Origin of the sequence: Kosakonia quasisacchari (assembly GCF_004331415.1) — a bacterium.
Classification (GTDB): Bacteria; Pseudomonadota; Gammaproteobacteria; order Enterobacterales; family Enterobacteriaceae; genus Kosakonia; species Kosakonia quasisacchari.
On the sequence record NZ_SJOP01000010.1, the window covers coordinates 15,581 to 36,621 of the forward strand.

The window sequence follows — 21,041 nt, forward strand, 5'->3', positions numbered from 1 at the left end:
TGATGCGGTTTCTCATTCATAATGATTCTAAATCATGAGGTTAATCTAAAACCTTTGCTATTTTAGGGCTTCGTTCAAAGGTGAATTTGCGTTAAGTATTCTTGTAAGACGCGGCAGAATCAGTAATTCTATCTGAGTCGACACGGAGTCTGACAACGAAGCGTACATCAGGATGATGTTGTTTCGAGGACTCACCAGGACGGTGCTGCAAGGATAGGCTTCAGGACGAAGCAAGGGGACATCGCTGGAATGCGTTAACGGACACCTCCAGGACGGAGAATGAGAGCCGGTAAGGATACCTGGCAGATCAGGAAGATCCAGGACACGCTTTACGGATGAGGCCAGGTCACATCGGGGTGGTGTGAGCAAGATGCGCTGTTTAAGGATGAACGGGTCAGGAGACCGCAGGAAAAGTTTTCAAGGATGAGCAGGGAGCACACGAGTAGCGGGACTGCTGCGAAACGAACCGGGAGCACTGTTTTTACAGTGCTCCCTTTTTTTATTTGTTCCGCTCTTTGGTATGCTGCGCGCCAGTCTGATTATTCCGGGGGTTTACATGACTCAACATCAACGCGTGCGTGAGCAACTTCATCTTCTCGAAGCGCAACTGCGCGAGCACAATCTGTGGCAAACCCACGCACCCGCAGCAAGCGCCTTCGAAAGCACACAGCCTTTTTGTATGGACACCCTGGAGCCATTCGAATGGCTGCAATGGGTGCTCATTCCTCGCATGCATGCTTTGCTGGATGGCCAGCAGCCGTTGCCGCAGGCATTCGCCGTTGCGCCGTACTATGAAATTGCCCTTGAGGCGACCCATCCCTCCCGTGAAGTGATGCTGGTGCATTTACAGCAGCTCGACGCGCTGTTCAGCGGCGAAGACGCCTAATGCTGGAAATTATTTACCAGGATGAGTGGCTGGTTGCGGTGAATAAACCTTCCGGCTGGCTGGTGCACCGTAGCTGGTTAGATCGCGATGAAAAAGTGGTGGTCATGCAAACCGTGCGTGACCAAATCGGCCAGCACGTTTTTACCGCGCATCGCCTCGACAGGCCCACTTCCGGCGTGTTGTTAATGGGCTTATCCAGCGAGGCCGGTCGCCGCTTATCGCAGCAATTTGAGCAACATCAGATTCAAAAGCGTTATCACGCCATTGTGCGTGGCTGGCTGATGGAAGAGGCGTTGCTTGATTATCCACTGGTCGAAGAGCTGGATAAAGTGGCCGATAAATTCGCCCGCGCCGATAAAGACGCGCAGCCTGCCGTAACGCACTATCGTGGCCTTGCTACGTGCGAAATGCCGGTGGCGACGAGCAAATTTCCCACCACGCGTTATGGCCTGGTCGAACTGGAGCCAAAAACGGGCCGCAAGCATCAATTACGTCGCCACCTGGCGCATCTGCGCCATCCGATTATTGGCGACAGTAAACATGGCGATTTGCGGCAAAATCGTAGCGCGGCGGAACACTTTGGCTGTAACCGCCTGATGCTGCATGCCAGCCAGTTAACGCTCACGCACCCGTTTACCGGCGAGCCGTTAACGATTCGCGCCGGGCTGGATGAAACCTGGATGGGCGCGCTGTCGCACTTTGGCTGGCGCGGGCTTCTCCCTGAAAATGAAAGGGTTGAGTTATTGCCAGTGAGCCGCCAGGATGAGGGCAATCTGGAATCACGCAAGGAGTGATGAGCATGGCGAAGGTCGGAATTTTTGTTGGCACCATGTACGGCAATTCGCTGCTGGTGGCGGAAGAAGCGCAGGAGATTTTACAGGCGCAGGGCCACAAGGCGACGGTAATTGAAGATCCCGAAGCCAGCGACTGGGAAAACAACAAAGGCAATTACGCGCTGATAGTGACCTCCACGACCGGTCAGGGCGATTTGCCGGAAAGCATTGCGCCGCTGTTCCATTATCTGCGCGATACCGTGGGTTATCAGCCCGATCTGCACTATGGCGTGATTGCCCTGGGCGATAGCACATACACCCATTTCTGCGGCGGGGGTAAGCAGTTCGATGCGCTGTTACAAGAGCAAGGCGCGCAGCGTATCGGCGAAATGTTGCTGATTGACGCCAGCGAAGACCCGGAACCCGAAACCATTTCTAATCCGTGGGTTGAACACTGGGCGACCCTGCTTAAATAGCCTTTTTTCCTCTCCGTAAGCGGAGAGGAAAACCCTCTTTTTGCCGCGTCAAGCGACGCATTTCACACTCTTTAATGCTGCCTCTCTTTTAACCGCCTTCGGTTACGTTCCTTTTCATTTCCGTGAAGTACTCCCCATCCGCCTGGGCTAATGCCTTAAAGGGAATAGCCGCGTCTTACGAATGTTGTGTTGTTGCACGGTGAGAGTTGAAAAGGGGCTTCATATACTTTTCTCGCCAGTTAAAAAAACGCGGCCCGCCGGATGTGGCAAACCCGGCAGGAGCGGCAAAAACACAATGACATCATCCTGTCTTCCCCTACAGGTTGCGCCGTACAGGATGAATGGACAAAAGAACATTTATGCTTCGGGAGTACAACCATGAGTACATTTAGCCAGGCGGCGAGCGGCGCTGAAAAGCGTACCAACGCCCGCTACTGGATAGTGGTGATGCTGTTTATCGTCACATCCTTCAACTATGGCGATCGCGCCACGCTGTCGATTGCCGGTTCGGAGATGTCCAAAGCGATAGGTTTGGATCCGGTCGGTATGGGGTATGTTTTCTCCGCGTTTTCCTGGGCTTATGTGATTGGCCAGATACCGGGCGGCTGGTTGCTTGACCGCTTCGGATCAAAACGCGTCTATTTCTGGTCTATCTTCACCTGGTCGCTGTTTACCTTGTTGCAAGGTTTTGTCGACATCTTTAGCGGCTTTGGCATCATCGTTGCGCTCTTCACCCTGCGCTTTATGGTCGGTTTGGCCGAATCACCTTCCTTCCCTGGTAATAGCCGCATCGTTGCGGCCTGGTTCCCGGCGCAGGAGAGGGGCACGGCGGTGGCGATTTTTAACTCCGCGCAATACTTCGCGACGGTGATATTCGCCCCGATCATGGGCTGGCTGACGCATGCAGTGGGCTGGTCACATGTGTTCTTCTTTATGGGCGGTCTCGGCATTTTCATCAGCTTCCTGTGGCAGAAAATGATCCACGAGCCGCACCAGCATCCTGGTGTGAACAAGAAAGAGCTGGAATACATTGCCGAAGGTGGCGCGCTGATCAACATGGATCAGGCGAAAAGTGCTCAGCATGTTCCGTTCTCAGAAAAATGGGCACAAATCAAGCAGATGCTGGGTTCGCGCATGATGATCGGCGTCTACCTCGGCCAGTACTGTATCAATGCCCTGACGTATTTCTTTATTACCTGGTTCCCGGTTTACCTGGTGCAAGCGCGCGGGATGTCGATTTTGAAAGCGGGATTTGTTGCTTCAATCCCGGCGATCTGCGGCTTTGTCGGTGGCGTGTTGGGCGGGATTATTTCCGACTGGTTAATGCGCCGCTACGGTTCACTGAATCTGGCGCGTAAAACGCCAATCGTGTTGGGGATGCTGCTCTCCATGAGCATGGTGTTCTGCAACTACACAGACTCCGAAACGCTGATCATCGCCTTTATGGCGCTGGCCTTCTTCGGTAAAGGTATCGGTGCGCTGGGCTGGGCGGTGATGGCAGATACCGCGCCGAAAGAGATAAGCGGCCTGAGCGGCGGCCTGTTCAACATGTTCGGCAACATCTCCGGCATCGTAACGCCAATTGCCATTGGCTACATTGTTGGCACGACTGGCTCGTTTAACGGCGCGCTGATTTATGTCGGTATCCATGCGCTGGTGGCGGTACTGAGTTACCTGGTTCTGGTGGGTGATATCAAGCGTATCGTACTGAAACCTGTGACAGGACGTGAATGATGAACACACAAGCAAGCCCCACCATCACAGAGATGAAAGTCATTCCCGTTGCCGGGCATGACAGCATGTTGATGAACATCGGCGGCGCGCATAACGCTTACTTCACCCGCAACATCGTGGTGCTCACCGACAACGCCGGTAATACTGGCGTCGGTGAAGCGCCGGGCGGCGAAGTGATTTACAAAACGCTGGTCGATGCCACACCGATGGTGGTCGGCCAGGAAGTTGCGCGGCTAAACAAAGTGGTGCAGCGCGTACACAAAGGCAACCAGGCCGCGGATTTCGATACTTTCGGCAAAGGTGCCTGGACCTTTGAACTGCGCGTAAACGCGGTGGCGGCGCTGGAAGCCGCCCTGCTGGATCTGTTAGGTAAAGCGCTGAATGTCCCGGTGTGCGAGCTGCTTGGCCCCGGCAAACAGCGCGATGCGGTGACGGTGCTGGGTTATCTGTTTTATGTTGGCGATCGCACCAAAACCGATCTGCCATACCTGGCGGCGACGCCTGGTAGCCACGAGTGGTATCACCTGCGTCATCAGGAAGCGATGAACAGCGATGCAGTCGTTCGTCTGGCAGAAGCGTCGCAGGATCGCTACGGCTTTAAAGATTTCAAACTCAAGGGCGGCGTACTGCCGGGTGAAAAAGAGATCGACACCGTGCGGGCGCTGAAGAAACGCTTCCCGGAGGCACGCATCACTGTCGATCCCAATGGAGCCTGGCTGCTCGACGAAGCCATCAGTCTGTGCAAAGGCCTCAATGACGTGCTGACCTACGCAGAAGATCCGTGCGGCGCGGAACAGGGTTTTTCCGGGCGTGAAGTGATGGCGGAGTTCCGCCGAGCGACCGGTTTGCCGGTGGCCACCAATATGATTGCCACCAACTGGCGTGAAATGGGCCATGCGGTGATGTTAAACGCGGTGGATATTCCGCTGGCGGACCCGCACTTCTGGACGCTTTCCGGCGCGGTACGCGTGGCGCAACTGTGCGACGACTGGGGATTAACCTGGGGTTGCCACTCTAACAACCATTTCGACATCTCGCTCGCGATGTTCACCCATGTTGGCGCTGCGGTGCCAGGAACGCCGACCGCCATCGACACGCACTGGATCTGGCAGGAGGGCGACGCACGTCTGACCAAACAACCGCTGGAGATCCGTCAGGGAAAAATCGCCGTGCCGGATGCGCCAGGCCTTGGCGTAGAGATCGACTGGACGCAAATCGAAAAAGCGCACGCGACATACAAGAAGCTGCCCGGCGGCGCGCGCAATGACGCAGGCCCGATGCAGTATCTCATCCCTGGCTGGACGTTTGACAAAAAACGCCCCGTTTTTGGACGTCATTGATAGACCAAAAGGATTAAAAATGAGCACATACAGTTCGACTCCCGTTGTCTCCTCCATGCAAATCATCCCGGTTGCGGGCCACGACAGCATGCTGATGAACCTGAGCGGTGCGCACGCCCCGTTCTTCACCCGCAATATCGTGGTGATTAAAGACAACGCCGGCCATACCGGCGTCGGTGAAATCCCCGGCGGGGAGAAAATCCGTAAAACACTGGAAGACGCCATCCCGCTGGTGGTGGGTAAGACGCTGGGTGAGTACAAAAATATCCTCAACACCGTGCGCAGCAACTTTGCCGACCGCGATGTCGGTGGCCGCGGCCTGCAAACCTTCGATCTGCGTACTACGATCCATGTGGTGACCGGCATTGAAGCGGCGATGCTCGACCTGCTCGGTCAGCACCTCGGTGTGAACGTCGCGTCCCTGCTTGGCGAAGGCCAACAGCGCAGCGAAGTTGAGATGCTCGGTTACTTGTTCTTCGTTGGCGACAGCAAAAAAACACCGTTGCCGTACCAGAGCCAGCCGGATGAGAAATGTGACTGGTATCGCGTACGCCACGAAGAGGCAATGACGCCGGATCGCGTGGTACGCCTGGCGGAAGCGGCGTATGAGAAATATGGTTTTAACGATTTCAAACTGAAAGGCGGCGTACTGGCCGGAATGGAAGAAGCTGAAGCGATTTCCGCGCTGGCAAAACGTTTCCCGCAGGCGCGCGTCACGCTCGATCCAAACGGTGCCTGGTCGCTGGAGGAAGCGATCAAAATCGGTAAGCATCTGAAAGGCGTACTGGCCTACGCGGAAGATCCGTGTGGCGCGGAACAGGGCTTCTCCGGTCGTGAAGTGATGGCGGAGTTCCGCCGCGCGACCGGCCTGCCGACCGCCACCAATATGATCGCCACCGACTGGCGTCAAATGGGCCATACGCTCTCATTACAATCAGTGGATATCCCGCTGGCGGATCCGCACTTCTGGACCATGCAGGGTTCGGTGCGTGTCGCGCAGATGTGCCACGAGTTCGGTCTGACCTGGGGCTCGCACTCAAATAACCACTTTGATATTTCGCTGGCGATGTTTACCCATGTCGCCGCTGCCGCACCGGGTAATATCACCGCTATCGATACACATTGGATCTGGCAGGAGGGCAACCAACGCCTGACTAAACAGCCGTTCGAAATCAAAGGCGGGATGGTGCAGGTGCCGAACAAACCGGGTCTTGGCGTAGAGCTGGATATGGACCAGGTGATGAAAGCTAACGAGCTGTATCAAAAACACGGCCTCGGTGCGCGTGATGATGCAATGGGAATGCAATACCTGATCCCGGACTGGAAATTTGATAACAAACGTCCGTGCATGGTGCGTTGATGAAATTGCCAGTCCTTGCGGGGGCTGGCATTTCCTCATCTTTCCTGGGTGTATGCTTAAAGCGGTGAATATGCGTAAGGATGGCTTATGAAAATTGTGATCGCACCAGACTCTTATAAAGAAAGTTTAAGTGCGCTGGATGTGGCGACCGCGATTGAGAGCGGTTTTCGTGAAATTTTCCCGACGGCGGAATACGTTAAAATACCGGTGGCGGACGGTGGCGAAGGGACGGTTGAAGCCATGGTCGCCGCTACCAATGGGCGTATCGTTAAGGTCGCGGTAAAAGGCCCGCTCGGCGAGCAGGTTGAAGGGTTCTATGGGATTTCTGGCGACGAGCAATCCGCTTTTATCGAAATGGCCGCCGCCAGCGGGCTGGAAATGGTGCCACCCGCTAAACGCGATCCGCTCATCACTACTTCGTGGGGTACCGGCGAGTTGATTCGCCATGCGCTGGACGCGGGCGTAAAACATATCATCATTGGCATTGGCGGCAGTGCAACCAATGACGGTGGGGCAGGCATGGTGCAGGCTCTGGGTGCAAAGCTACTGGATGAGAAAGGCCAGCAGATTGCCCTTGGCGGCGCGGCGCTGGAAACGCTGGCGCGTATTGATACTGCGCACCTGGATAAACGCCTTGCTGAGTGCCGTATCGAAGTGGCATGTGACGTGACCAATCCACTGACCGGAAAAGAGGGCGCTTCGGCGGTGTTTGGCCCGCAGAAAGGGGCGACGCCGGAAATGATCGACAGGCTCGATAAAGCGCTCGGACATTATGCGCGGCTTATTGCCCGCGACCTGGATTTGGACGTGCTGCACCTGGCGGGCGGCGGTGCGGCAGGTGGGATGGGCGCGGCGCTGTATGCGTTTTGCGGCGCAGAACTGCGCCAGGGAATAGAGATCGTCACCGATGCGCTGGCGCTGGATGAGTACGTGATTGGCGCAGACCTGGTGATTACTGGCGAAGGGCGTATTGATAGCCAGACGGTGCACGGCAAAGTGCCGGTCGGCGTAGCGAAAGTGGCGAAGCGACATAATATTCCAGTGATCGGCATTGCCGGCAGCCTGACCGCCGATGTTGGCGTGGTATACGATCACGGTATCGATGCGGTGTTCAGTGTGATCTACAAAGTCTGCTCGCTGGAAGACGCGCTGGAAAACGCCGGAGAAAATGTCCGCATGACCGCGCGCAACGTGGCGGCGGTGCTGAAAGCTGGGCAAAAACTGTAACCGCAAACCGCCCGGTGGCATGCACGCTTACCGGGCTTATATCAATGCCTTCTCACTGGCTTCGCGCTGGTTTGAGTTGATAATCAACGTGTTGGCCATCAAATAGTGGATAACCAATGTGTTGATAATCTAAACACCCACCGACAGTCATGCGCCTGGCTACCCCAGCAATTTATGTGCTTCGCGCGTGACGTTATCCATCTCATCGAGCAGTTCCAGGAACTCCGGCTCCAGCTCTTCGGCTGCAACGCCACTGCGTAACTGCTGCTCAATCAACTGGCAGAGGTTTTTCAGCCGCGGTACGCCGCTATAACCGCAACTGCCGTGCAACTTATGGATCCCTTCAGAAAGCCCTTGTGGTGCTTCGCCAACCAACTGTTCTTCCACCATATTGCGGATCTCCGGCAGAAACTCGACCAGCATATGCAGCATTTCGCGCGCCATATCCGTTTTCCCGGCCGCCTGGCGCAGCGCCAGTTGCCAGTCGAGCGTGGTGTCGGCGTCAACCACGATGTTCGCGGGTGTCGCCGCCTGTTCCGGCGGTATCAGCCAACTGCCGATATTTTGGCCGGGTTTATAGCGCCGCAGCAGGCTGCGCAACTTATCCTCTTCGATAGGCTTCGCCAGATAATCGTTCATCCCGGCGCTGAGCAGTTTCTCTTTTTGCCCGGCCATCGCGTGAGCAGTAACGGCAATTACTGGCGTTTGCTGCTGGTGCGGTAACTGGCGAATCAGCTCGCAGGCGCGAATGCCATCCATGTCCGGCATCTGAATATCCATCAGGATCAGATCGAACTGTAGTTGTCGGGCTCGCTCGATGGCCTGTATACCGCTTTCGCACAGCTCGACATGTTGCACCTGATCTTCCAGCAGTGCGCCGATGAGCTTCAGGTTGGCCGGGTTATCGTCCACCGCCATGACCGTCATCGGCAGTTTTGTTTCATCCACTGGCTGAGTCTGCGTGATGCGGGTCGCACGGCAATATTCCGTGAGTGCGGGCAGCAGACGGGTCGTGGTCAGCGGTTTTAGCAGGCAGGCCGCCGCGCCGTCTTGTTTCAACTCTTCGGCGTTCACCTGAGCGTGACAGGGCAGCGCTAACAGCAGGTAGTCGGTCATTGCGGCGGCCCGCGCGAGGCGGTCGTGCTGCATGTTGAGCGGCTCACGCACCGTCACCGGAATAGCCATCAGCAGAATGTCGTAATGCGCCTGTGGCAGCGCCGAGAACGACGGGCTGTAAATGACCTCCAGCGGTGTTTCGTGCAACACGTCCAGCGTACTTTGTGCGGCAGTCGCATTGGGCTCGACATAGGCAAGGCGTTTGCCCGCCAGGCAGCCGGTGGCGGGCACTTCGCTGATAGCGTTTGGATTGAGATCGAGATTAATGTGGAACCAGAAGGTGGAGCCGCGATTTGGCTGGCTATGGAAGGAGATATCCCCGCCCATTTCATTGACCAGCCGTTGAGTGATCACCAGCCCCAACCCGGTACCGCCGTGGCGGCGAGAGATACTGGCGTCTGCCTGGCGAAATGCCTGGAACAGCCGCGACTGATCGCGCTCGGGGATGCCGATGCCCGTATCGCGGATCTGCATCTCAACTTGCACTTTATTGTTACTGATGGCGCGCTTCTCAACCACAATGTCGATATTGCCATGTTCGGTAAACTTGATGGCGTTACCGACGAGATTGGTGATCACCTGTTGCAGACGCAGCGGGTCGCCAATCACGTTATCCGGCACATCGTTTTTAATATTCAGCGTCAGTTCCAGACCTTTGTCGTGAGCCGAATGCGCCAGCAGGATAACCACTTCATCAAGCGTATTACGCAGCGGGAACGGAATGCTTTCCAGAATTAACTTGCCCGCCTCCAGCTTGGAGAAATCCAGCACGTCGTTAATGATCGCCAGCAGGTTATTTGCCGAACGTTCGATAGTCAGCAGGTGATCGCGTTGCGTGGGATTGAGCTCAGATTTCAGCGTCAGTCGGGTAAAGCCAATCACCCCGTTCAGCGGCGTGCGCAGCTCATGGGACATATTGGCGAGAAACTCAGATTTGATACGCGCCGCTTCCTGGGCGCGTTTTTTCGCCAGATCCAGCTCGACGTTCTGGATCTCCATCTGCTCCAGCGTTTCGCGCAGGTCGGAAGTGGACTGGTCAATGTTGTGCTGCATCTCTTCATGGTAAGCCGCCAGCGACATTGCCATCGAGTTGATGCCGTTTTTCAGCATATCCAGCTCGCCGAGCATAAAGCCTTCGACGCGACTGTCGAGCTGCCCGCGACGAATACGGTCCACGGTGTTCACCATATTACGAATCGGGCTGGTTACATCGCGCATTAAGCGCCAGCCGAAAATCAGCGCAATGCCAATACAGAACAAAATCATCAGACTGGAGATAAAAATCTCTTTGTACTGCTGCAAACGTACCGATTTGAGATCCAGCTCCAGCGCCACATAACCGAGCATGTTGCCGGTGATTTTATCCGCCGGTAGTGCCGTGTTGGTTTGCGTATAGCCTTCAGAGAGGATTGGCGTGCGCAGCACCATCACATCGCCGCGCCGTGTCACGCTGAGTTTGCGCGGGAAAGGTTGCCCTTCCGCCAGCCGGAGATCGTCGCCATCGAGTTGAAAATTAGAGGAAACGAATACGTTATTCTGCCCATCGTAAATGGAAATTGCCCGCACAATATCGGAATGGCGGCGATGCAACACGCTCACCAGTTGGCCAATCGCGTCTTTGTCCTGCAACGTCATGCTGTATTCGCTGGAGACCGCCAGCGGCTCAATGATACTGGCACCAGCGTCTTCCAGTTGACGCTGCAAATCGTTATAGCGATGAACGACAAAGAAGATGCTGAGCAACACACCGATAAGCACGGTGGGCGCCAGAATCAGAATCATCATGCGTGCGCGCAAGCTGTAGTTGGTCATGGAGTTCCGTTATGGGAGAATTAGGCCATTAATCTGTAAATGAGATAAATCCCTGCAATGGCGCAATTCTACTCTGCAAAACGACGTGTGACGACTAGTCAGAAAGTAACCGTAACAGTAACTGACCTTGATCCCTTTGGGCAGGGGGTTGCGCGCCATCATGGGAAAGCGCTGTTCATCCCAGGGCTTTTACCCGGCGAAACGGCGGAAATTGTGCTTAAAGAGGATAAGCGACAGTTTTCGCGCGGTGAGGTGAAACGCCGCCTTAATGATAGCGACGAGCGCGTTACGCCGCTGTGTTCGCATTTTGGCGTCTGCGGTGGTTGCCAGCAACAGCATGCCAGTGTTGCCCTGCAACAGCGCAGCAAAAGCGCGGCGCTGGCGCGTTTGATGAAGCAGGATGTTGATGAAGTGATCGCCAGCGAACCCTGGGGGTATCGCCGCCGCGCGCGGCTCAGCCTGAGCTGGCAGCCCAAAGGCCAATGCCTGGAGATGGGGTTTCGCAAAGCGGGCGGCAGCGACATTATTAATGTCACGCGTTGCCCGGTGTTGGTGCCTCGTCTTGAGGCATTACTTGCGCCGCTACATGAATGTCTGAGTGGGTTACAGGGCGTGCGTCAGCTTGGACATGTTGAGTTGGTGGAAGCCGATAATGGCCCATTAATGGTTTTGCGTCATACCGCGGCATTAAGTGCAACAGACAGAGAAAAACTGGAACAGTTTTCGCATTCTCAGGAACTCTCTCTGTATCTCGCGCCACAAAGCGAGATACTAGAACAGGTTAGCGGAGAATCTCCCTGGTACAGCTCTGACGGGCTACGCTTAACGTTCAGCCCGCGGGATTTTATTCAGGTTAACGATGGTGTGAACCAACAGATGGTGGCGCGCGCACTGGAGTGGCTTGATGTACAGCCCAGCGACCGGGTGTTGGATCTGTTCTGCGGCATGGGCAATTTCACACTACCGCTGGCAAAACGTGCGGCCAGCGTGGTCGGCGTGGAGGGCGTCGCCGAATTGGTGGCGAAAGCGCAGGATAACGCGCAACAGAATGGCTTGCAGAATGTGACATTCTTTCATGAAAATCTGGAGGAAGATGTCACGAAACAGCCCTGGGCGAGCCGTGGGTTTGACAAAATTTTACTCGACCCGGCACGTGCAGGCGCTGCTGGGGTGATGCAACATATTATAAAATTATCGCCGGGCAGAGTGGTGTACGTTTCCTGTAACCCCGCCACGCTTGCCCGCGACAGTGAAGCGCTATTGGATGCGGGTTACCAGATCCAGCGGCTGGCGATGCTGGACATGTTCCCGCACACTGGCCACCTGGAATCGATGGTGTTGTTTGTGAATCACAAATGATTAATTTCGGCTTGTCGAGTTCGACAGGCCCGGTCCCTGAAAGGAGAGGACAATGGTTGCGGTACGCAGTGCGCATTTGAACAAAGCGGGTGAATTCGATCCGGCCAAATGGATCGCGAGTCTGGGGATCACCAGTCAGCCGTCGTGTGAACGCTTAACCGAAACCTGGGCATATTGTCTGCGACAAACACAGGGACATCCGAACGCGGAATTACTGCTGTGGCGCGGCGTGGAGATGGTGGAAATCCTCTCCATGCTGAGCATGGATACCGACACGCTGCGCGCGGCGCTACTGTTCCCACTGGCCGATGCAGAAGTGGTCAGCGAGGAGGTGCTGCGCGAAAGCGTCGGCACGTCGGTCGTCAACCTGATTCATGGTGTGCGCGATATGGCGGCTATCCGCCAGTTGAAAGCCACCCATACAGATTCCGTCTCCTCCGAACAAGTCGATAACGTTCGTCGTATGCTGCTGGCGATGGTGGATGATTTTCGCTGCGTGGTTATCAAGCTGGCGGAGCGTATTGCTCACCTGCGTGAAGTGAAAGATGCGCCGGAAGATGAGCGCGTGCTGGCGGCGAAAGAGTGTACCAATATCTATGCGCCGCTCGCGAACCGGCTGGGCATCGGGCAGCTTAAATGGGAACTTGAAGATTATTGCTTCCGTTACCTGCACCCGGCCGAGTACAAACGCATCGCTAAGCTGCTGCACGAACGTCGCATCGATCGCGAACATTATATCGACGAATTTGTTGGCCATTTACGTTCGGAGATGAAAACCGAAGGGGTGAAGGCTGAAGTATATGGTCGCCCGAAACACATCTACAGCATCTGGCGCAAAATGCAGAAAAAGCATCTCGCCTTTGACGAGCTGTTTGATGTGCGCGCCGTGCGTATTGTCGCCGAACGTTTGCAGGACTGCTACGCTGCGCTGGGGATCGTGCACACCCATTACCGCCATCTGCCGGATGAGTTTGACGACTACGTCGCAAACCCAAAGCCGAACGGTTACCAGTCTATCCATACAGTGGTGCTTGGACCAGGCGGGAAAACCGTTGAAATCCAGATTCGTACCCGCCAGATGCATGAAGATGCAGAGCTTGGCGTCGCCGCTCACTGGAAGTACAAAGAGGGTACCGCGACCGTTGGCAGCCCGCGTTCGGCGCACGAAGACCGCATCGCATGGCTGCGTAAACTGATCGCCTGGCAGGAAGAGATGGCCGATTCCGGCGAGATGCTCGACGAAGTTCGCAGCCAGGTGTTCGATGACCGCGTGTATGTCTTTACTCCGAAAGGCGATGTGGTGGACTTGCCTGCTGGCTCGACGCCGCTGGACTTTGCCTACCATATTCACAGCGATGTCGGACATCGTTGCATCGGCGCGAAGATTGGCGGACGCATCGTGCCGTTCACCTACCAGTTGCAGATGGGCGATCAGATCGAAATTATCACCCAGAAGCAACCGAACCCAAGCCGCGACTGGCTGAACCCGAACCTGGGTTACGTTACCACCAGCCGTGGACGCTCGAAGATCCACGCCTGGTTCCGTAAACAGGATCGTGACAAAAACATTCTTGCGGGGCGTCAGATACTCGATGATGAACTGGCGCATCTTGGTATCAGCCTGAAAGAGGCGGAAAAATTCCTGCTGCCGCGCTACAACTTTAACGAGCTGGACGAGTTGCTGGCGGCGATTGGCGGCGGGGATATCCGTCTCAATCAAATGGTGAATTTCCTGCAGTCGCAGTTCAACAAACCGAGCGCAGAGGAGCAGGACGCCGCCGCGCTGAAGCAACTGCAACAGAAAACGTACACGCCGCAAAGCCGCAGTAAAGACAATGGCCGCGTCGTTGTCGAAGGCGTAGGTAATCTGATGCACCATATCGCGCGGTGCTGCCAGCCGATCCCGGGCGATGAAATCGTCGGTTTTATCACTCAGGGGCGTGGGATCTCTATTCACCGCGCCGATTGCGATCAGCTGGAAGAGCTGCGTAACGTGGCGCCGGAACGTATCGTTGATGCTGTCTGGGGAGAAAGTTATTCGGCGGGTTACTCGCTGGTGGTGCGCGTCACCGCGAACGACCGTAGCGGTCTGCTGCGCGACATCACCACGATTCTCGCCAATGAGAAGGTGAACGTGCTCGGCGTCGCCAGTCGCAGCGACACCAAAGAACAACTGGCCACCATTGATATGAATATCGAAATCTACAACCTGCAAGTGCTGGGCCGCGTGCTTGGCAAACTCAACCAGGTGCCGGACGTTATCGACGCTCGCCGCCTGCACGGTAGCTGATTTTCTCTTCACCCGAGCCTCGCCTTTGTTGGGCGAGGCTCAACACTTATTATCAGGGATTTCTCATGACTCAAATCGATCGTCTGCTCGGGATTATGCAACGTCTGCGTGACCCGAAAACCGGCTGCCCATGGGACAAAGAGCAGACTTACGCCACCATTGCGCCCTACACGCTGGAAGAGACGTACGAAGTGCTGGACGCTATCTCGCGGGAAGATTTCGACGACTTACGCGGTGAGCTGGGTGACCTGCTGTTCCAGGTAGTTTTTTATGCGCAGATGGCCCAGGAAGAGGGGCGTTTCGATTTCAACGATATTTGCGCCGCCATCAGTGACAAGCTGGAGCGCCGCCATCCGCACATTTTCGGTGACGCACACGCGGGAAACAGCACGGAAGTGCTGGTGCGGTGGGAGCAAATTAAAAGCGAAGAGCGCGCGGAAAAATCTCAGCATTCAGCGCTGGACGATATTCCCCACAGTCTGCCTGCGCTGATGCGTGCGCACAAAATTCAGAAACGCTGCTCGACCGTCGGCTTTGACTGGACTTCGCTCGGCCCGGTGCTCGACAAGGTGTATGAAGAGATCGACGAAGTCATGGATGAAGCCAAACAAGCGGTGGTAGACGAAGCGAAACTGGAAGAAGAGGTCGGCGATTTACTGTTTGCCACCGTCAACCTTTCGCGCCATCTTGGCGTCAAAGCAGAAGTGGCGCTGCAAAAAGCCAACCTTAAATTTGAGCGGCGTTTCCGCGAAGTTGAGCGCATTGTGCGCGAACGCGGTCTGGAAATGACAGGTGTAGATCTGGAAACAATGGAAAATGTCTGGCAACTGGTAAAACGCCAGGAACATGATCTTTAAAGCATTTGTTCTAGTAAGCGCGATTTGTGTGATTTTTTAAATAACAAGCGCTTGATTTACGTCAAAAACATTTACCCAAAAGTGGCTATTTTCACACTCCTTAAGTTTGTTGAAATGCCTTGAGAATCGCCTCTTCGAGTAATTCGGGTCGCAGCAAGGCGGCAACCGAGCGAATCTTCAGACGCTGCAAAACACAACAAGTCTGAGGTGAGTGCAAGAAGCCAATGCAGATGCGGCCTGAAGAACAGAGGAGAGGGGCAATGAAAGTTTGTGGCGTAAGCCATCATCGGGTATACTGCTTTCCCGTCCTGGTTATTCCATCGTCTTTTAAACCTAACTTCTCAGGTTCAGCATGACAACGAACTATATTTTTGTGACCGGCGGGGTCGTATCCTCTCTGGGTAAAGGCATTGCCGCAGCCTCCCTGGCAGCTATTCTTGAAGCCCGTGGCCTCAACGTCACCATGATGAAATTGGATCCGTACATCAACGTCGATCCAGGGACAATGAGTCCAATCCAGCATGGTGAAGTGTTCGTTACCGAAGACGGCGCTGAAACCGATCTGGATTTGGGTCACTACGAGCGTTTTATTCGCACTAAAATGACCCGTCGCAACAACTTCACCACTGGTCGAATCTACTCCGAAGTTCTGCGTAAAGAGCGTCGCGGCGACTATCTGGGCGCAACCGTACAGGTTATTCCACACATCACCAACGCGATTAAAGAACGCATTATTGCCGGTGGCGAAGGCCATGACGTTGCGCTGGTGGAAATCGGCGGTACCGTTGGTGATATCGAATCCCTGCCGTTCCTTGAAGCTATCCGTCAGATGGCGGTAGAAGTTGGCCGTGAGCGCACTCTCTACATGCACCTGACGCTGGTGCCTTATATGGCAGCTTCGGGTGAAGTGAAAACTAAACCGACGCAGCACTCTGTGAAAGAGCTGCTCTCTATCGGTATTCAGCCAGATATTCTGATTTGTCGTTCCGATCGCGCGGTTCCTGCTAATGAACGTGCGAAAATTGCTTTGTTCTGTAACGTTCCAGAAAAAGCTGTGATTTCTCTGAAAGACGTCGATTCTATTTATAAAATCCCGGGCCTGTTGAAATCTCAGGGGCTGGACGATTATATTTGTAAACGATTCAGCTTGAACTGTCCGGAAGCAAACCTGGCCGAATGGGAACAGGTGATTTACGAAGAAGCGAATCCGTCAGGCGAAGTCACCATTGGTATGGTCGGTAAGTACATTGAACTTCCGGACGCATACAAATCGGTTATTGAAGCACTGAAACACGGTGGCCTGAAAAACCGCGTAACCGTCAACATCAAGCTGATTGACTCGCAGGATGTTGAAACGCGCGGCGTAGAGATCCTGAAAGGTCTCGATGCCATTCTTATCCCTGGCGGCTTCGGCTACCGCGGTGTGGAAGGCAAGATCGCCACCGCGCGCTACGCGCGTGAAAACAATATTCCTTACCTGGGAATTTGCCTGGGTATGCAGGTTGCGTTGATTGAGTTCGCACGTAATGTGGTTGGGATGGAGAACGCCAACTCCACGGAATTTGTGCCAGACTGTAAATACCCGGTTGTGGCGCTTATTACCGAATGGCGTGACGAAGAAGGCAATGTCGAGCAGCGTTCGGAGAAGAGCGATCTCGGTGGCACTATGCGCCTCGGCGCACAGCAGTGCCAGCTTGGTGATGACAGTCTGGTTCGCCAACTGTATGGCACACCAACCATTATTGAACGCCATCGCCATCGTTACGAAGTCAACAACATGCTGTTGAAACAAATCGAAGCTGCGGGTCTGCGTGTTGCGGGCCGTTCCGGGGATGATCAGTTGGTCGAGATCATCGAGGTGCCGAATCATCCCTGGTTCGTCGCTTGTCAGTTCCACCCGGAATTTACTTCTACGCCGCGTGATGGACATCCGCTGTTTGCCGGTTTTGTGAAAGCCGCCAGCGAGTATCAGAAGCGCCAGGCGAAGTAAAAAAGTTACAACAGCAACGCGTACCATCGGTGCGCGTTGTTTGTCTGGAGTTTTAGTTTAACTTGTACTGAGGAAAACCTAATGTCCAAAATCGTTAAAGTCATCGGTCGTGAAATCATCGACTCCCGTGGTAACCCGACTGTTGAAGCCGAAGTACACCTGGAAGGTGGTTTCGTAGGTCTGGCTGCTGCGCCGTCAGGTGCTTCCACTGGTTCCCGCGAAGCGCTGGAACTGCGCGATGGCGACAAATCCCGTTTCATGGGTAAAGGCGTACTGAAAGCGGTTGGTGCGGTTAACGGCCCGATCGCTCAGGCAATCCTGGGTAAAGACGCCAAAGACCAGGCTGGCATCGACAAGATCATGATCGATCTCGATGGTACCGAAAACAAATCCAACTTCGGCGCGAACGCAATCCTGGCTGTTTCTCTGGCTGCTGCTAAAGCTGCTGCTGCCTCTAAAGGCCTGCCGCTGTATGCACACATCGCTGAACTGAACGGCACCCCGGGCAAATACTCTATGCCGGTTCCGATGATGAACATCATCAACGGTGGCGAGCACGCTGACAACAACGTCGACATTCAGGAATTCATGATTCAGCCGGTTGGCGCGAAAACCCTGAAAGAAGCTGTACGTATGGGTTCAGAAGTGTTCCATAACCTGGCGAAAGTGCTGAAATCCAAAGGCATGAACACTGCTGTGGGTGACGAAGGTGGCTACGCGCCGAACCTGGGTTCCAACGCAGAAGCACTGGCTGTTATCGCTGAAGCGGTTAAAGCTGCGGGCTACGAGCTGGGCAAAGACATCACTCTGGCGATGGACTGCGCAGCATCTGAGTTCTACAAAGACGGTAAATACGTTCTGGCTGGCGAAGGCAACAAAGCGTTCACCTCTGAAGAGTTCACTCACTTCCTGGAAGATCTGACCAAACAGTATCCGATCGTTTCCATCGAAGATGGCCTGGACGAATCTGACTGGGATGGCTTTGCATACCAGACCAAAGTGCTGGGCGACAAAATCCAGCTGGTGGGCGACGACCTGTTCGTAACCAACACCAAGATCCTGAAAGAAGGCATCGAAAAAGGCATCGTTAACTCCATCCTGATCAAATTCAACCAGATCGGTTCTCTGACCGAAACTCTGGCTGCGATCAAAATGGCGAAAGACGCTGGCTACACTGCTGTCATCTCTCACCGTTCTGGCGAAACTGAAGACGCTACCATCGCTGACCTGGCTGTTGGTACCGCTGCAGGCCAGATCAAAACCGGTTCTATGAGCCGTTCTGACCGCGTTGCTAAATACAACCAGCTGATTCGTATCGAAGAAGCGCTGGGTGAACAAGCACCGTTCAACGGTCGTAAAGAGATCAAAGGCCAGGCGTAATCGCTAAGCGTTGATCAAATAAAAATGCCAGTCAGTTGACTGGCATTTTTTTTGGTTATTTTTCGACTACTTAAAATCGACTTCCATCTGTTGCGGAATCGTTAGTCCGCGCGTTGTCTGTACACAGCGGGCGATATAGTCGGTAAAGCGCGGCGGCTTCGGCATCCCCATGCTGAGCAGCTTATCATTGCTGAAACGCACATTAAGTGTGGCAAACGCACCGTAAAGACGCATCGCTTTCAACATCAGGCGCTCATTGCACGGCCCGAAAATATCCTTCAGCTCGCGGCGCATTTTTACCAGCGTTTCATAGCTAACCTGCGCGTATTTATCGCCAACCGGCGCTTTTTCCAGCGCCAGCGCCATTGCCCGGTCGATATCGGCAAAGCGTACGCTATTCTCTTCACCGGCGGAAATATGCACCACTTCACCCTGAGCAATCTGTCCGCTAAGCAGCATTAGCAGCGCGTCGGCGCAGTAATCCACCGGGATCACATCAACGCGATCTTCCAGTGAACACATAAATTTTTGCAACATCAGCCCCATGCTGAACACCCAGAAGATGCTGGTAGACGGGGTGCAGCCGTGGCTGGTGTGGCCGACGACAATAGATGGACGTGCAATAACCAGCGGCAACTGTGGGCACTCTTTGCGCATCAGTTGTTCGATAGTGGATTTGGAGTGCGTATAGGTCACCAGGTGCTCGGCATTCTCGCGAAACTCGCTGCTTTCCGGTACCAGTGAATCCGGCTCCGGGGTACAAGACATCGCGGTGCCAACGTGTAGAAAACGCTGTAACCCGGCAACTTGCGACATCCGGCGTGCAAAGGCCAGCGTGCCTTCCACGTTGACTTTCCAGACCAGCGGATTATTACCAAAAGAGGCCACCGCCGCGCAGTTCAGCACGTGGGTTACCTTTTCCAGGCGCGGATCGGCAATAAAACCCTCTGGTTCGCCCAAATCGCCGAGCAGGATCTGCGACGTCGAAAGCGAGTTCAGTACCTCTTCACCGAAGTTGAATTTGCGCATATTACTTTTAACGCGCGCAAGCCCGGCTTCGCTATCTTCGGCCCGAACCAGCAGCAATAAATTCATCGGTACATTGTCGTTAAGAACTTTTTCTAATACCGCCCCGCCAAGAAACCCAGTGACACCCGTAATCAATAATGTATTCATCAACGCTTTCTCATCATGGTTGTTCTGGCGGATTGTAGGCACAGAAAGCTAAACGCCATATCAATAAAATGAAGTACAAAAGCGGGGTTTCTTAAGCTGGTTTTAAGGAATAAAGCGCAGGGGATTTGCCTATGACAACCGATAAAATAAAAAGATTCCGTAACGCGTCGTAAAATATTTATCTCAATGATTTTTAATGGATTGTTTTTATTTTGTTAGCCTGCTAATTATCAGTAAATATAATTCAAAATATAAAATAAATAATATCTTGTTACATCATTTCTTTTGCGATTTTACGGCTTACCAATTTCCCGAAGAACCGCCGCCGTCACTCGAACCGCCACCACCGCTGGAGCTGTCGCTACTGTTATGGCTGGAACTCTCGCTGCTGGTGTAATGGGGTGTGTCGGTGCTGGTCTCGCCTCCGCGAAACTGACTCAGTTGCCTGCTCTCACGATATTTTTGCCGGCCTGCGGCGGTAAGCCGTTGCGGGTAAATCAACCATACACACAAAATCATCAGCAAAATAAAAATGGGCACGGCGGCGCAGAATATCGTAAAAGGCAGCAGCAAAGGGTTTTGTTCACTGAACGCGAACAAAATCACGGCCAGAGGGCAGGCGATAAGAAACAGTCCAGCTAGTGTGCGAATGTTACCCTTAACCGTCAGGGCAATGATCACCACCGCCAACACAATCAAACTCTTCCACAGAGAAAACCAAGCTGCCATTTGCTGAAAAAACGAAGGGGACTGCGCTTTGGGCAGTGGTTGGCTGGCAAGCACGGTGGTGATCCCCTCAACGCCGCGCACAATCCCGGTATTCAGGTCATCCTGTCTGAAGGCTGGAATCATGTATTCATCAATAATTTGCTTTGCAAGTGCGTTGGTTAGCATATCCTCAAGACCCGTTCCCACCTCGATACGCACTTTCCGGTCCTGCCAGGCGACCAGCAGCAATACGCCGTCATTACGCTGGGCATCACCAAGCTGCCAACGGTGAAACACCGCGTTGGCGAACTGCTCAATAGTTTCACCATTTGTCGTTGGTACCAGCAATACGGCGGTTTGCGTACCCGTGCGGGCATTCAGGTCGCTTACCTGCTGGGTTAGCGCTTTACGCTGCCAAAGGCTTAACTGATTTTCGGCATCGTTAACCACGCCATTCATCGGTGGAACAGGCACAGCCAGCGCCGGAAGGGTAAAACTCAGCACCAGCAGCAGTGCCAATATGCGCGCCATTTACATCATCCTTGCGAGGCAAAATC

At 54.3% G+C, this 21,041-nt stretch carries 15 protein-coding genes; 12 read left to right on the forward strand and 3 right to left on the reverse strand.

Annotation, left to right across the window (positions count from 1 at the left end):
• Positions 1-556 precede the first annotated feature (556 nt).
• The 7 genes from E0L21_RS12210 to E0L21_RS12240 all read left to right on the forward strand — a co-directional run bounded on the left by E0L21_RS12210 (position 557) and on the right by E0L21_RS12240 (position 7,796).
• Positions 557-886, forward strand: coding sequence for a YqcC family protein (locus E0L21_RS12210; protein WP_131409830.1), 330 nt, complete (start codon positions 557-559; stop codon positions 884-886).
• Positions 886-1,680, forward strand: coding sequence for a tRNA pseudouridine(65) synthase TruC (gene truC / locus E0L21_RS12215; RefSeq protein ID WP_131409832.1), 795 nt, complete (start codon positions 886-888; stop codon positions 1,678-1,680). Before E0L21_RS12210 ends, truC begins: the two co-directional genes overlap by 1 nt.
• A gap of 5 nt (positions 1,681-1,685) precedes the next feature.
• The gene (locus E0L21_RS12220; RefSeq protein ID WP_131409834.1) at positions 1,686-2,135 is read left to right on the forward strand and encodes a flavodoxin; all 450 of its coding nucleotides are present in this window, start codon (positions 1,686-1,688) and stop codon (positions 2,133-2,135) included.
• Between the two features lie 378 nt (positions 2,136-2,513).
• Positions 2,514-3,869, forward strand: coding sequence for an MFS transporter (locus tag E0L21_RS12225; protein ID WP_131409836.1), 1,356 nt, complete (start codon positions 2,514-2,516; stop codon positions 3,867-3,869).
• A complete protein-coding gene (locus E0L21_RS12230) occupies positions 3,869-5,209 on the forward strand; it encodes an enolase C-terminal domain-like protein (RefSeq protein WP_131410129.1) in 1,341 nt (446 codons plus the stop codon). The genes E0L21_RS12225 and E0L21_RS12230 overlap by 1 nt, the downstream gene beginning before the upstream one ends.
• Before the next feature lie 19 nt (positions 5,210-5,228).
• Positions 5,229-6,569: a glucarate dehydratase gene (gene gudD / locus E0L21_RS12235; RefSeq protein ID WP_131409838.1), complete on the forward strand. Its 1,341-nt coding sequence runs from the start codon at positions 5,229-5,231 to the stop codon at positions 6,567-6,569.
• An 87-nt stretch (positions 6,570-6,656) separates the two neighbouring features.
• Positions 6,657-7,796, forward strand: coding sequence for a glycerate kinase (locus E0L21_RS12240; RefSeq protein WP_131409840.1), 1,140 nt, complete (start codon positions 6,657-6,659; stop codon positions 7,794-7,796).
• A gap of 159 nt (positions 7,797-7,955) precedes the next feature.
• Here E0L21_RS12240 and barA read toward each other — a convergent pair whose 3' ends face one another.
• A complete protein-coding gene (barA, locus tag E0L21_RS12245) occupies positions 7,956-10,724 on the reverse strand; it encodes a two-component sensor histidine kinase BarA (RefSeq protein WP_131409842.1) in 2,769 nt (922 codons plus the stop codon).
• Between the two features lie 57 nt (positions 10,725-10,781).
• Here barA and rlmD point away from each other — a divergent pair, with 57 nt between their 5' ends.
• From rlmD to eno, 5 genes are all read left to right on the forward strand, one after another.
• On the forward strand, positions 10,782-12,083 hold the full coding sequence (gene rlmD / locus E0L21_RS12250) for a 23S rRNA (uracil(1939)-C(5))-methyltransferase RlmD (RefSeq protein ID WP_131409844.1): 1,302 nt from the start codon (positions 10,782-10,784) through the stop codon (positions 12,081-12,083).
• Positions 12,084-12,135: 52 nt separating this feature from the next.
• Entirely contained in the window at positions 12,136-14,373 is a 2,238-nt protein-coding gene (gene relA, locus E0L21_RS12255; protein ID WP_131409846.1) for a GTP diphosphokinase, read from the forward strand.
• 65 nt (positions 14,374-14,438) lie between these two features.
• Positions 14,439-15,230, forward strand: a complete 792-nt coding sequence (mazG, locus tag E0L21_RS12260; RefSeq protein WP_131409848.1) for a nucleoside triphosphate pyrophosphohydrolase — start codon at positions 14,439-14,441, stop codon at positions 15,228-15,230.
• 352 nt (positions 15,231-15,582) lie between these two features.
• Positions 15,583-17,220 (forward strand): glutamine hydrolyzing CTP synthase, encoded by a 1,638-nt coding sequence (gene pyrG, locus E0L21_RS12265; RefSeq protein ID WP_131409850.1) that lies wholly within the window; start codon positions 15,583-15,585, stop codon positions 17,218-17,220.
• Between the two features lie 81 nt (positions 17,221-17,301).
• Positions 17,302-18,600 (forward strand): phosphopyruvate hydratase, encoded by a 1,299-nt coding sequence (gene eno / locus E0L21_RS12270; RefSeq protein ID WP_131409852.1) that lies wholly within the window; start codon positions 17,302-17,304, stop codon positions 18,598-18,600.
• Between the two features lie 66 nt (positions 18,601-18,666).
• Here eno and E0L21_RS12275 read toward each other — a convergent pair whose 3' ends face one another.
• Both E0L21_RS12275 and E0L21_RS12280 read right to left on the reverse strand, forming a co-directional pair.
• On the reverse strand, positions 18,667-19,776 hold the full coding sequence (locus tag E0L21_RS12275) for an SDR family oxidoreductase (protein WP_131409854.1): 1,110 nt from the start codon (positions 19,774-19,776) through the stop codon (positions 18,667-18,669).
• A gap of 300 nt (positions 19,777-20,076) precedes the next feature.
• Positions 20,077-21,015, reverse strand: coding sequence for a TPM domain-containing protein (locus E0L21_RS12280; RefSeq protein WP_131409856.1), 939 nt, complete (start codon positions 21,013-21,015; stop codon positions 20,077-20,079).
• Positions 21,016-21,041: the final 26 nt, after the last annotated feature.